The sequence below is a fragment of the Pseudomonas sp. TWI929 genome, assembly GCF_039673335.1.
In the GTDB taxonomy this organism is placed as follows: Bacteria; Pseudomonadota; Gammaproteobacteria; order Pseudomonadales; family Pseudomonadaceae; genus Aquipseudomonas.
Window position 1 is genome coordinate 20096 of record NZ_JBDJLK010000030.1, and the last position, 12639, is coordinate 32734.

Genomic DNA, 12639 nt, shown 5'->3' on the forward strand with positions numbered 1-12639 from the left:
CCCCGCACATCGGAATGACTCAAGGCGGTGGCCGTGATGGCCATCGTGCGGGGCACTGCTGCCGCCAGAACGGCCAGTGCCCATCCACTTACGGGAGATCTACCCAATGTTTGCCTATGTCGGTTCGCGCACCACTCGCGAGCGCAACGCCCGGGGTGACGGCATCACGGTCTATCAGTTGGACCAGCAGGCGGGCACCCTGGAGCGCGTGCAGGTGGTCGGCGACCTAGTCAATCCGTCGTTCCTGGCCCTCAACCGTGCCGGTGATCGCCTGTACAGCGTGCATGGCGACCGCAGCGAAGTCAGCGCGTTCAGCGTCGAGCGCAGCGATGGTAGCCTGACCCTGCTCAATACCGTCAGCTGCGAAGGGCGTAACCCGGTACACCTGGCACTGGACCCGAGCGAGCGCCATATGGTGGTGTCCAACCATATCAGCGGCACCCTGGCGGTGCTGGAGGTGCAAGCCGATGGCCGCCTGGGTGCGGTCAGCCAGCTGTTGCAACTGGAAGGCCCGGTCGGGCCGCACCGGGTCGAGCAGCCTTTCGCCAAGCCGCATTTCAACCCGTTCGATGCCTCGGGCCAGTTCGTGCTGGTGCCGGACAAAGGCCTGGACCGGGTGTTCAGCTTCCGCTTCGACAACGGCAAATTGTGCCCGGCTGAGCAACCCTTCGTGGCCTGCCGCGAAGGCGCCGGGCCACGGCATATCGCACTGCACCCCAATGCGCCGTATGCCTTTGCCATCAACGAACTGGATTCTACCGTCACCAGCTACCGCTTCGATGCCGAGAGCGGTGTGCTGCAACCGCTGCAGGTGTTGTCGTCACTGCCCTCGACTTACACCGGCAACAGCCGCGCCTCGGAAATTGAAGTGGACCGCAGCGGGCGTTTTCTCTACGCCTCCAACCGTGGCTACGACAGCATCGCGGTATTCGCCATCGACCGGCACAGCGGCCTGCTGACGCTGGTCGATGTGGCACCGAGCGGCGGCAGCACACCACGCTTTTTCGCCCTTACCCCCAACCAGCGCTTCGTCTTCGCCCTCAATGAAGACAGCGACAGCATCGTTGCCCTGGCAGTCGATGCGCAGCACGGACGCTTGAGCAAGACGGGCTTTGCGGTTTCGACCGGCAGTCCGGTCTGCATGGTTTTTTCTGCCTGAACCGGGCTGCACATATAACAATGAAAAGGGGCGGGCCCTGGCTTGCCCCACAGTGAGGTTGCCATGAACAACAACAAGACTGTCGATGAACAGGCCACGGTCCGCAAGGTCACCCTGCGCATCATCCCTTTCATGTTCCTGCTTTACATTGTCTCGTACCTGGACCGCGCCAATATCGGCTACGCAGCCCTGGAAATGAACAAGGAACTGGCCCTGACCAGTGAAGCCTTCGGCTTCATCTCGGGCATCTTCTTCATCGGCTACTTCCTGTTCGAAGTGCCGAGCAACGTCATGCTCAACAAGTACGGGGCGCGCGTATGGATCGCCCGCATCTTGGTGACCTGGGGCGCCATCGCCGCCGCTACCGCCTTCGCCCAGACTGCCAACCAGCTGTATGTGCTGCGCTTCTTCCTGGGTGTCGCCGAGGCTGGGTTCTTCCCGGGGGTGATCGTCTACTTGACTTACTGGTTCCGCTCCAAGGAGCTGGCCACCACCGTGGCGCTGTTCACCGCAGCGATCCCGGTCAGTTATATCATCGGTGCGCCGCTTTCCACCTGGATCATGGACAACATCAAGTGGCTGGACTGGAGCGGCTGGCGCTGGATGCTGTTTCTTGAAGGCGTGCCGGCGGTGTTCCTCGGCGTGGCCTGCTTCCTGTTCCTGACCGACAAGCCCGAGCAGGCCAAGTGGCTGACCCAGGCAGAGAAGGACTGGCTGCTCGCCGAGCTTGAGCGCGACCGCCAGAGCCGTAAGAACGTGAAGCGCCTGAGCGTGTTCAAGACCATGGTCAACCCCAAGGTGCTGTACCTGGCGTTCATCTACTTCGTGTACCAGTGCGGCAGCCTGGGTGTCGGCTACTGGATGCCGCAGATCATCAAGGGCTTCTCCAGCAGCCTGACCCACACCCAGATCGGCCTGATTGCCATGCTGCCGTACATTGTCGCAACCATCCTGATGGTGGTGTGGTCGCGCAGCTCCGACCGGCGCAACGAGCGCAAGCTGCACTCGGCCATCCCGCTGGCGGTGGCAGCCCTGGGCCTGATGGGCGCGGCCATGCTGCCGAGCCCGGTGGCATCGATGGCGATGATCTGTGTGGCGCTGACCGGCCTGTACAGCTTCAAGTCGCCGTTCTGGGCGCTGCCCACGCTGTTCCTCGACCGCGCCACCGCTGCGGTGTCGATTGCCGTGATCAACTCCATCGGCAACCTCGGCGGCTTTGCCGGGCCATCGCTGATTGGCGTGGTCAAGGGCGAGACCGGCAGTGCGGCGACCGGGTTGCTGTTCCTCAGCGCCTTGTTGCTGCTGGCGTTCCTGATGACCTTGTTGATGCGGGTTGCCAACAAGGAACCGGGGCAGCCAATGACTGCATCCGCCCATTAGTCCCCTGGGCTGCTGCGCAGCCCTTTACTGCCCCCCCAAAAAAAAACAACACAGAACCTGTGGGAGCGGCCTTGCGTCGCGATAGGGCCGCGCAGCGGCCCCAGCATTCACAGCCAAAAAACGGACCCGCCAGATGCACAACAACAAGAACATCCTGCGTACCCTGCTAACCCTGTCACCCTGCCTTGCGGTCAGTACCGTCAGCGCCGAAGGCTTCATCGAAGACAGCAAGGCCAACCTGACGCTGCAGAACTACTACTTCAACCGAGATTTTCGCGACGGTGCCGGCCAGTCCAAGCGCGAGGAGTGGGCCCAGGGCTTCCTGCTCGACCTGCGCTCCGGCTACACCCCAGGCACCATTGGTTTCGGCCTGGACGCCCTGGGCATGCTCGGCCTCAAACTCGATTCCAGCCCCGACCGCGCCGGCTCCGGCCTGCTGCCGGTGCACGACGATGGCCGCGCCGCCGACGAATTCAGCCGTCTGGGCCTGACGGCCAAGGTCAAGGTGTCTGCCAGTGAGTTCAGGTACGGCACGCTGATCCCGAAACTGCCGACCGTGCAAGCCAACACCGGCCGTATTCTGCCGCAAACCTTCGAGGGCGGCTTGCTGACAGTCAAGGAGATCGATGGCCTGACCTTCACCGGTGCGCGCTTCAACCGCATGACTGACCGCGATTCGACCAACGCCACCAAGATCACCTTGAACAACAAGAACCGGCGCTTCGCCGGGGCCGTGGAAGGGGATGATTACTGGATTGGCGGCGCTGACTACGCCATCAGCAAGCAATTGGGCATCAGCTACCAGTACGCCGAACTGCAGGACGTGTACCGGCAGAGCTTCTTCGGCCTCAATCATGTGTGGAGCCTAGGCCCAGGCAAGCTCAAGAGCGACCTGCGCTACATGCTCAGTGACGATGCCGGCAAGGCCCGCGGGGGTATGATCGACAGCGGGGCGCTGAGTGGCATGTTCACCTACAGCCTGGGCGGCCATGCCTTTGGCTTGGGCTTGCAGAAGATGAATGGCGATACTTCGATGCCATTCCTCAATGGTACCGACCCGTACCTGACCAACTACATCCAGATCAACGATTTTGCCGAGCCGGGTGAGCGTTCGTGGCAGCTGCGTTACGACTATGATTTCGCAGCGCTGGGTATCCCGGGGCTGAGCTTCATGACCCGCTACGTCAAAGGCGACCATGCTGATGCGGCGACCTCGGCGCAGGAGGGGCGTGAATGGGAGCGCAACACCGACATCGCCTACGTGATCCAGGCCGGGCCCTTGAAGAACGTTGGCCTGCGCTGGCGTAATGCGGCCTACCGCTCCAGCTTCGCTCGGGGAGCCGACGAAAACCGCCTGATCGTGACTTACACCTTGCCTATCTGGTAAGCCCCATTCGCGGGCATGCCCACTCCCACAGTGTGGTCCCTGTGGGAGCGGGTTTACCCGCGAAGAGGCCCGCCCAGACAACGGAGAACTCAATGTCCATCGCAATCACCCCAGAACTCCTGGCCGAACTCGCCCCCAACGGCATCCTCCCGGTCGCCATCAACCTCGGCAACCCGGTGCTCGCCCAGCGCGGTCCGGATGGCGAACCCCAAGGGGTATCGGTCGCCCTGGCCAAGGCCCTGGCCGAAGAACTGTGCGTCACCCTGCAGATGCGCACTTTCGACGCCGCCGGCAAGGTGTTCGCCGCGCTGGAGGAGGGTGCCTGGAACCTGGCCTTCCTCGCCATCGAGCCGGTGCGCGAAGCACAGATCGCCTTCAGTGAGCCCTACGTACTGATCGAAGGCACCTACCTGGTCAGCCGCGACGCGCCGTTCCAGCAGGTCGAACAGCTTGACCGTGGCGGCCTGCGCCTGGCCGTGGGCAAGGGAGCTGCCTACGACCTGTACCTCAGCCGCACCCTTGAACACGCCGAGCTGGTACGCGCCGATACGTCGGCTGGAGCTGTCGACCTGTTCATCGAGCAAGGCCTGGACGCGGCGGCCGGTGTGCGACAGCCGTTGCAGAAAGTGGCCGATGCCGACCCGCGTTATCGCGTGCTGGACGGTGCCTTCACCGCCATACGCCAGGCCATGGCGGTGCCGCGTGGGCGTGAGCAGGCGGCGGCGTATGTGCGTGAATTTGTCGAGCGGCAGTTGCGCAGTGGTTTTGTTCGCGGGGCGTTGCTGGCTACCGGGCAAACCGACGTCAGCGCACCGCGTTGAATTCGGGGGGCGCTTTGCGCCCCATCGCGACACAAGGCCGCTCCTACAGAGGGAACGCGATCCCCCAGCACCTGTTCAACAGGTGCTCACACAAAAGCCCGCCCCCCACGCCGGCGGTCTTCTTTCAACAACCCCTCCACCTTGCGCAGCGCCTGCCCCAGCACGGCCTGGTCCGGCGCCCCGCCCAGCGAGATACGCACGGCATCCGGCCCCTGTGGCGCCACGCTGAACGAATCCGCCCCGGCCACGCTTACGCCCATGTCATCCAGGGCGTGGGTAAACCGCTCCTGGTGCCAGTGCGCCGGCAGTGGTAACCACAGGTGCAGCCCGGTGGGGTGCGCCTGAAACTGATGGCTCAGCAACGTGCGCGCCAGGTGCTGGCGGGCGCGGGCTTCGCGCTGGATCTCCTGGGTCAGCTCCCTGGCGATACCACTGCGGATCCACTGCTCGACCAGCGCCAGCAGCAGGGCCGAGCAGCCCATGCTCGCTGCCCGTAGGCCCGTCAGCAGGCCATGCCCGTCATCACCACGCGGCGGCAGCACGAAAGCGGTGCGCAGGCTTGGCCACAGGCACTTGGACAATGACGCCAGGTAGTACGTGTTGCTGCCCCCGGTCAGGCAGGTAATGGGCGTGGGCGCGTCGTCGAGCAGGTAGCGGTAAGGATCATCCTCGATCAGTGTGATGCCGTGCTTGAGCAGCACCTCGGCAATCGCCTGGCGCCGGGCCACGGGCATGGTATGTGCCGTTGGGTTGTGGAAGGTGGGGTTGAGGTACAGCAGGCGCGCGCCGCTTTCCTGGCAGGCCTGCTCCAGGTGATCGGGGCGCATGCCGTCTGCGTCACCGGCCACCGCGACGACGCGCAGCCCCAGCTGCTGGGCTGCCAACAACGCACCGGGGTAGGTCAGCGGGTCGCAGAGGATGGCGTCACCCGCGCGGGCATGGGCGCTGAGGATGGCAAAGATGGCCGCCTGCGACCCCGAGCATAGAGCCAGGCCACTGCTGTCCAGGTCTCCCAGTGCCGGTTTCAGCCAGCCCTGGCCGGCTTGCAGCAGCGAGCGGGTGGCCGGTTCGTCCTGGTAAAGCGACAGCGCTTCGATGCGGTTGCGTTGTAGTACCTGCCCAAGCCCGGCGCTCACCAGCTGGGCCATGGAGCCATTGGCCGGTTGCGGCGGAATGTTCATGGTCAGGTCGACGCCGGCCAGGCTGGGCGCGTCGCTGGCACCCAGGATGAACGAGCCGCGGCCACTGTAGGAGGCAATCAGGCCGCGGTTGCGGGCTTCGGCGTAAGCGCGGGTCACCGTGGTCAGGTCGACGCCCAGGTGGGCGGCAAGCACTCGCTGCGGCGGAATCTGCTCGCCGTCCAGCAGAACTCCAGATTGTATGGATTCTGCGAGCATGTCTGCAATCTGTATGTATCTTGGGCCTGCCTTTGGCTTGAAAGGCCTTGTCCAGCGTATTTGAGCGGCTTCTCTTGATGCGTCGGCAAGAGGCATGACTATTCCTCCCGGTTGTCAGTCCATACGCATAGGAATATCATGACATACGGTTGTTAACAAATCCATACAATATGGAAAGTGTATGGTTTTATTGATGTGCACCGGAACGGCGCGGCAGGGTTGCAACGATAAGCGCTTCCGGGCTGCCAGTCATGGAGATGTTCGATGAATGACTGTCATTTGATCTGTGCCAATCGTCTCGACGATGGTGCTGTCGTCTGGCTTGATGCCGGGCATGAGTGGGTGGAGACGCTGCAACAGGCCGGTACCTTCAATGCGCAGGCCTTGGTGTCGGCAACCCTCGCCGCCGAAGCGGCGGTACTGGCTAACCTGGTAGTTGCGCCAACGCCTTGCGAAGCCTGGCTGGTCGATGGCGTGCCAGAGCCGAAAAGCCTGCGTGAACGGCTGCGCTCGCGTGGCCCCTCGGTACGCAGCGACCTCGGCAAGCAGGCGGCAGGCATGCCAGCACAGGGCGGCCAGCCTACGCGCCCATTGCTACCCGTGGAGGCGGGGCAGGCAGGGGTGTACCGCTACGACCCGTTCGAGCGTGAGTATCTCAAGGACCGCGCCCGCCAGTTCGAGCAGCAGGTTGCCCGCCGCCTGAGTGGCGAGCTGGATGAAGAGGCGTTCAAGGTCTACCGGTTGATGAACGGCCTGTACCTGCAGTTGCACGGCTACATGCTGCGTGTGGCCATCCCCTATGGCACCTTGAGCGCGGTGCAACTGCGCCAGCTGGCCTACGTGGCCCGCACCTATGACAAAGGCTACGGCCACCTCACCACGCGGCAGAATATCCAGTTCAACTGGCCGCGCCTGGCTGATACCCCAGAGATCCTGTCAGTGCTGGCCGATGCCGACCTGCATTGCATCCAGACCAGCGGCAACTGCATCCGCAACGTCACCACCGACCATTTTGCCGGGGCCGCCGAGGACGAAGTGCTCGACCCGCGGGTACACGCCGAGATCCTTCGCCAGTGGTCCACCGACCACCCAGAATTCACCTACCTGCCGCGCAAGTTCAAGATCGCCATCACCGGCAGCCCCAAGGACCGCGCGGCGGTACGTTTCCATGACATCGGCATCCTGGCGCAGCGCAATGTGCAGGGCGAGGTGGGCTTCCAGGTATATGCCGGTGGCGGCCTGGGGCGTACCCCGATCGTCGGCACCCGTGTGCGCGAATGGTTGCCAGAGCGCGAACTGCTGCGTTATGTCGAGGCTATCCTGCGGGTGTACAACGCCCTGGGGCGGCGCGACAACCTGTACAAGGCGCGCATCAAGATCCTGGTGCGCGAGCTCAAACCCGGGCGCTTCATCGAAATGATCGAGCAGGAGTTCGCCAGCCTGCCGGCCGACCACCAATACCTGGAACCGGCCATCGTCCAGGGCATACACGCCCGCTTCGTGCAGCCAGCCTTCGAGGTATTGCCCGGGCTGTGTGACAGCTTCCTGCGCGCGCGGGCGGACGACAATGCATTCGCCAGCTGGGTGCGCACCAATACCCACCCGCACAAGAAGCGCGGCTATATCAGCGCGGTGATCTCGTTGAAACCGCCGGGTGGCATCCCCGGTGACATCAGCGCCGAAGAAATGCTCACCCTGGCCGACCTGGCCGAGGCCTACTCGCTGAACGAGATTCGCGTCTCCCACGAGCAGAACCTGGTGCTGCCGCACATCCGCCTGGGCGACCTGCACCGCGTGTGGCAGGCGTTGTGCCGGGCCGGGCTGGCGACCAGCAACATCGGCTTGTTGTCCGACTCCATCGCCTGCCCGGGGATGGACTACTGCAGCCTGGCCACCGCCCGTTCGGTGCCGGTCGCCCAGCGCATCGCCTTGCGTTTCGATGCTGCCCAACAACAGGACATCGGCGAGCTCAAGCTCAATGTCTCCGGCTGTATCAATGCCTGTGCCCACCACCATGTGGCGCATATCGGCATCCTCGGCCTGGACAAGGCTGGCCACGAAAACTACCAGATCACCCTTGGCGGCAGTGCCGAAGAAGATGCCGCGGTCGGCAGCATCCTCGGCCGCTCGGTGCCGTTCGAGGAGGTGCCCGACATCGTCGAGGCGATCATTGCTATCTACCTGCAATTGCGCGAGGACGGCGAGCGCTTTCTCGATACCTACCGCCGCGTGGGCATCGAACCGTTCAAGGAGGTGCTGCGTGATGCTCGTTGACCGTGATGGCCTGGTTCAGGTCGATACCTGGCGCTACCTGGGCAGCGAAGAGCTGCCAACCTACGCCGCCCATACAGTGCTGCAGCCGCAGCAGTGGGATGACTACCACATGCGCTTCGGCATGCCAGCCGAAGGTTTGTGGCTGGCCGCCGACCAGGACCCGGCGCAGGTGCTGCCGTTGCTCGGCCACCTGGGCTTGATCGTGGTCGAGTTCGCCAAGTCTCGTGATGGCCGCGGCTTCACCCTCGCCAGGCTGCTGCGCGAGCGCCATGGTTTCAGTGGCGATCTACGCGCCGCCGGGCCGTTGCTGCCCGACCAGTTTGCCATGTTGCTGCAGTGCGGCTTCACCAGCGTACTGGTTGCGGCCAGCGTGCCGGCGCAGCGCTGGCAGGACGCCGCGGCGGCTCATCGGCAGGCGCGGCCGCGCACCCTGCTGCAACGTCTTTCCCAATGCAGCGAGGCATCGCCATGTTCAGCCTGACAGCCTTGGAGCTGGCTCGTATACAGTTCGGTTTCACCATTACCTTTCACATCATCTTCCCCGCCATCACCATTGGCCTGGCGGCATTCCTGGCGGTACTGGAAGGCCTGTGGTTGTGGAAAAAGGACAATGCCTACCTCGACCTGTACCACTTCTGGTCGAAGATCTTCGCCGTCAACTTCGCCATGGGCGTGGTCTCGGGGCTGGTCATGGCCTACCAGTTCGGCACCAACTGGAGCTTCTACTCGCAGTTCGCCGGCAGCATCACTGGCCCGTTGCTGACTTACGAGGTACTGACGGCCTTCTTCCTGGAAGCGGGCTTCCTCGGCGTGATGTTGTTCGGTTGGCACAAGGTCGGCCGTGGCCTGCACTTCTTCGCCACGGTGATGGTGGCCGTGGGCACGATGATTTCCGCCACCTGGATCCTCGCCTCGAACAGCTGGATGCAAACACCGCAGGGGCATGAAGTGATCAATGGCGTGGTGGTGCCGGTGGACTGGTTCGCCATCATCTTCAACCCGTCGTTCCCATACCGCCTGGCGCACATGGTAACTGCCGCAATGCTGTCGACCGCACTGTTCGTTGGCGCCTCGGCGGCGTGGCACCTGATGCGCGGAAACCGCACCCCTGCGGTGCGGCGGATGTTCTCGATGGCGCTGTGGATGCTGCTGTTCACCGCACCGCTGCAGGTGCTGATTGGTGACATGCACGGCTTGAACACGCTCAAGTACCAGCCGGCGAAAATCGCTGCAGTAGAGGGCCACTGGAGCAACACGCCAGGGCAGGGCGTACCGTTGATTCTGTTCGGCATCCCGGACATGGAAGCGGAAACCACCCACTACAAGGTCGAGATCCCCAACCTGGCCAGCCTGATCCTGACCCACAGCCTGCACGGGCAGATACCCGCCTTGAAGGACTTCCCGAAAGAGGACCGGCCCAATGCGGCGATCCTGTTCTGGTGCTTCCGGGTCATGGTCGGCCTGGGGTTGCTGATGGTCGTGCTTGGCCTGTACGGCGCCTGGCTGCGCTGGCGCGGGCGGCTTTACGAGTCCCGGGCACTGGCGCGGTTTTCCCTGTGGATGGGGCCTTCGGGCCTGGTGGCCTTGCTGGCTGGCTGGTACGTCACCGAAATCGGCCGCCAGCCCTGGGTGGTGTACGGGCTGATGCGCACCAAGGACGCGGTGTCGGACCACTCGGCGCTGACCCTGTCGGTGGGCCTGGTGGTGCTGGTGGTGATGTACCTGGGGGTGTTCGGTACTGGCGTCGTGTACATGCTGCGCCTGGTGGGCAAGGGGCCGGAGACGCACGACGACCACCAGCAGCCAGTGACCGCCAACCAGCGGCCGGCCCGCCCATTGTCGGCGGTGGACGACCCGCTGTACCCCCATTCGCCGAATTACACTGACTGACCGGAGACGCTGTCATGGGTATTGATCTTCCGCTGATCTGGTTTTTGATCATCGGCTTTGGCGTGATGATGTACGTCATCATGGACGGTTTCGACCTGGGCATCGGCATTCTGTTCCCGTTCATCAGCGACCGCGACCACCGCGACACCATGGTCAACACCGTGGCGCCAGTGTGGGATGGCAACGAAACCTGGCTGGTGCTGGGTGGGGCAGGGTTGATGGCGGCATTCCCCAAGGTGTACGCCATTTTGCTCAGCGCGCTGTACATCCCCGCCCTGGGCCTGCTGGCCGGGCTGATCTGGCGCGGTGTGTCGTTCGAGTTCCGCTTCAAGGCCGATGATGCACACAAGCCGTTCTGGGACCGGGCGTTCATTGGCGGTTCTTACGCGGCAGCGTTCTTTCAGGGCGTGATCCTGGGGGCGTTCATCGAGGGCCATTCGATTGTCGATGGTGTGGCCACCGATGGCCTGATGAGCTGGCTGACGCCGTTCAACGTGTTCTGCGGGGTCGGTGTGGTGGTGGCGTATGCATTGCTGGGCGCCACCTGGCTGGTGTTGAAGACCGAGGGCCGGCTGCAGGCCAGCATCATTCGCGCGTGTTCACCCATCACCCTGGCGACGGTGGCGATGATGCTGATTGTCAGCATCTGGACACCGCTGACTCACCCGGCAATTTTCGACCGCTGGTTCAGCCTGCCGAATTTCTGGTTCTTCCTGCCGGTACCGGTGTTGGTGCTGGTGGCCACCTGGGCGATCCTGAAATCATTGCGCGGGGCGCCGCATGCAGGGCCCTTTGTCTGGTCGTTGGTGCTGGTGTTCCTGGGCTATACCGGTTTGGTGATCAGCATCTGGCCGTACGTGCTGCCACCCAGCCTGACCATCTGGGAGGCCGCAGCGCCACCTCAGAGCCTGGGCTTCGCGTTGGTTGGGGCATTGCTGATCATCCCGTTCATCCTGGGGTACTCGGCGTGGTCGTATTACGTGTTCCGCGGCAAGGTCAAGGACGGCGAAGCGTACCATTGAGGCCGGGCTGACAAGTGCAGGGTGCAATGCAACGTGTCGCCTGCTGCGCGGGCAAGCCAGCGCCTGCACATTCAGGCGCTGGCTTGCCGGCGACAGGGCCGGTGCAGGCCTACCTCAATGGTCGGCCACAGGGTCGGCCTGGGACAGGATAGCCCGGGCCAGTTCTTCATCATTGGCCTGCAGGCCAGGGTGGTCCTTGCGGGCTTGTGCCAACGCCGACTCCACATAGGCGCCACGGATTGCACCACCACTGGCGACGAAGGCAGAGAGTTCGTCACGCGCTGGGATGATCCGTTTGTCATCCTTGAAGGTCGAATAAAGCGAGGCGGAGATACCGGCCGAGGTGGCGACGTCGCCCGCATCGACGTCGGCCAGGGCTGCACCGGCAGGCAGCAGGAGCAGCAGCGCAGGGGCGAGGAGTAGATGGCGCATGTCGTGTTCTCCAGTAGCTTGTAGCTCAAGGAAATAAACCACTCAGTCCTTAAGAAAGCGCGGATGTGGTGGTAGTTCCCTTACTTGTCCTGAAGATTGTCGGGGGTCGCTTTGCGGCCCAATCGCGACATAAGGCCCCACAAGGGCCATGACCGGTGTGTCGCTGCTGTTGGGCATCCCGTAAGCCCGACGTCCGCGTACCGGTGTCGGTAGAGCCGGCACAGATCGCTTTGCTATACCACATGAACAAGCCCGAAGGGGCGTCTGGCGCTGGAGACGCCGGCTGGCCGGGTGGAAATCGAGTACAAGCGCAATGGTGCCTTCGTTGAAGAGGTGCGGTTGTTCAACGTCAACAGCTACCTGCATGAGCGCGACATCGTGCTTGAGGTACCGCAGATTGGCACGCTGACCGTGGACCTGTCATACGGCGGCAACTACTACATCATCGTCGAGCCACAGCAGAACTACGCCGGCCTCGATGGCCTGAAGGCCGATGACCTGGTGCGCATGAGCCACCTGGTGCGTGAGGCCGCGCAGAAGGTGTTGCACCCGGTGCACCCGGAGGACGAGCGCATTCGCGGGGTAAAGCATGTGATGTGGTGTGACAAGCCCAAGGCGCCCGGGGCGTCGGCGCGCAATGCGGTGTTCTACGGCGACAAGGCAATTGATCGCTCGCCATGCGGTACCGGTTCGTCGGCACGGGTGGCACAGCTGGTGGCGCGGGGGCGGTTGCAGGTGGGCGAGACCTTTGTGCACGAGAGTATCACCGGCACCACGTTCAACTGCCGGGCCGAGGAGCTGACACGCGTGGGTGACTACCCGGCGGTGCGGCGGGGTGGGCGCGGGTGATCGGGTACAACACCATTGTTGTGGATGA

The 12639-nt window shown here is 63.5% G+C and carries 11 protein-coding genes; 9 read left to right on the forward strand and 2 right to left on the reverse strand.

The features are described 5' to 3' along the window. Window positions 1-106 precede the first annotated feature (106 nt). From ABE456_RS14390 to ABE456_RS14405, 4 genes are all read left to right on the forward strand, one after another. Entirely contained in the window at window positions 107-1159 is a 1053-nt protein-coding gene (locus tag ABE456_RS14390; RefSeq protein ID WP_346644510.1) for a lactonase family protein, read from the forward strand. A gap of 63 nt (window positions 1160-1222) precedes the next feature. After that, the gene (locus tag ABE456_RS14395; RefSeq protein ID WP_346644511.1) at window positions 1223-2539 is read left to right on the forward strand and encodes an MFS transporter; all 1317 of its coding nucleotides are present in this window, start codon (window positions 1223-1225) and stop codon (window positions 2537-2539) included. A gap of 133 nt (window positions 2540-2672) precedes the next feature. After that, complete coding sequence (locus ABE456_RS14400; RefSeq protein WP_346644512.1) at window positions 2673-3926, forward strand: OprD family porin; 1254 nt, start codon at window positions 2673-2675, stop codon at window positions 3924-3926. Between the two features lie 92 nt (window positions 3927-4018). Next, on the forward strand, window positions 4019-4747 hold the full coding sequence (locus ABE456_RS14405) for a transporter substrate-binding domain-containing protein (protein ID WP_346644513.1): 729 nt from the start codon (window positions 4019-4021) through the stop codon (window positions 4745-4747). 86 nt (window positions 4748-4833) lie between these two features. Here ABE456_RS14405 and ABE456_RS14410 read toward each other — a convergent pair whose 3' ends face one another. Beyond that, window positions 4834-6240 carry a PLP-dependent aminotransferase family protein gene (locus tag ABE456_RS14410; RefSeq protein WP_346644514.1) on the reverse strand — a complete coding sequence of 469 codons (1407 nt, stop codon included), beginning with the start codon at window positions 6238-6240 and terminating at the stop codon, window positions 4834-4836. A 168-nt stretch (window positions 6241-6408) separates the two neighbouring features. On the opposite strand from ABE456_RS14410, the gene ABE456_RS14415 reads away from it, so the two are divergent. From ABE456_RS14415 to cydB, 4 genes are read left to right on the forward strand one after another with little or no spacing between them, the layout of a single operon-like run. Next, window positions 6409-8418: a DUF2849 domain-containing protein gene (locus tag ABE456_RS14415; protein WP_346644515.1), complete on the forward strand. Its 2010-nt coding sequence runs from the start codon at window positions 6409-6411 to the stop codon at window positions 8416-8418. Next, on the forward strand, window positions 8408-8899 hold the full coding sequence (locus ABE456_RS14420; RefSeq protein ID WP_346644516.1) for a DUF934 domain-containing protein: 492 nt from the start codon (window positions 8408-8410) through the stop codon (window positions 8897-8899). Before ABE456_RS14415 ends, ABE456_RS14420 begins: the two co-directional genes overlap by 11 nt. Further along, a complete protein-coding gene (locus tag ABE456_RS14425; protein ID WP_346644517.1) occupies window positions 8887-10308 on the forward strand; it encodes a cytochrome ubiquinol oxidase subunit I in 1422 nt (473 codons plus the stop codon). Before ABE456_RS14420 ends, ABE456_RS14425 begins: the two co-directional genes overlap by 13 nt. Before the next feature lie 14 nt (window positions 10309-10322). Beyond that, window positions 10323-11330, forward strand: a complete 1008-nt coding sequence (gene cydB, locus ABE456_RS14430; protein WP_346644518.1) for a cytochrome d ubiquinol oxidase subunit II — start codon at window positions 10323-10325, stop codon at window positions 11328-11330. A 114-nt stretch (window positions 11331-11444) separates the two neighbouring features. Here the strand turns inward: cydB and ABE456_RS14435 are convergent, their stop codons facing one another. Next, entirely contained in the window at window positions 11445-11762 is a 318-nt protein-coding gene (locus ABE456_RS14435; RefSeq protein WP_346644519.1) for a DUF2388 domain-containing protein, read from the reverse strand. Window positions 11763-12053: 291 nt separating this feature from the next. Here ABE456_RS14435 and ABE456_RS14440 point away from each other — a divergent pair, with 291 nt between their 5' ends. Further along, the gene (locus ABE456_RS14440; RefSeq protein ID WP_346644520.1) at window positions 12054-12611 is read left to right on the forward strand and encodes a proline racemase family protein; all 558 of its coding nucleotides are present in this window, start codon (window positions 12054-12056) and stop codon (window positions 12609-12611) included. Window positions 12612-12639: the final 28 nt, after the last annotated feature.

Coding starts and splice junctions, on each gene's coding strand:
- ABE456_RS14390 (WP_346644510.1), top strand. CDS start 107: ATGTTTGCCTATGTCGGTTCGCGCACCACTCGCGAGCGCAACGCCCGG.
- ABE456_RS14395 (WP_346644511.1), top strand. CDS start 1,223: ATGAACAACAACAAGACTGTCGATGAACAGGCCACGGTCCGCAAGGTC.
- ABE456_RS14400 (WP_346644512.1), top strand. CDS start 2,673: ATGCACAACAACAAGAACATCCTGCGTACCCTGCTAACCCTGTCACCC.
- ABE456_RS14405 (WP_346644513.1), top strand. CDS start 4,019: ATGTCCATCGCAATCACCCCAGAACTCCTGGCCGAACTCGCCCCCAAC.
- ABE456_RS14410 (WP_346644514.1), bottom strand. CDS start 6,240: ATGCCTCTTGCCGACGCATCAAGAGAAGCCGCTCAAATACGCTGGACA.
- ABE456_RS14415 (WP_346644515.1), top strand. CDS start 6,409: ATGAATGACTGTCATTTGATCTGTGCCAATCGTCTCGACGATGGTGCT.
- ABE456_RS14420 (WP_346644516.1), top strand. CDS start 8,408: ATGCTCGTTGACCGTGATGGCCTGGTTCAGGTCGATACCTGGCGCTAC.
- ABE456_RS14425 (WP_346644517.1), top strand. CDS start 8,887: ATGTTCAGCCTGACAGCCTTGGAGCTGGCTCGTATACAGTTCGGTTTC.
- cydB (WP_346644518.1), top strand. CDS start 10,323: ATGGGTATTGATCTTCCGCTGATCTGGTTTTTGATCATCGGCTTTGGC.
- ABE456_RS14435 (WP_346644519.1), bottom strand. CDS start 11,762: ATGCGCCATCTACTCCTCGCCCCTGCGCTGCTGCTCCTGCTGCCTGCC.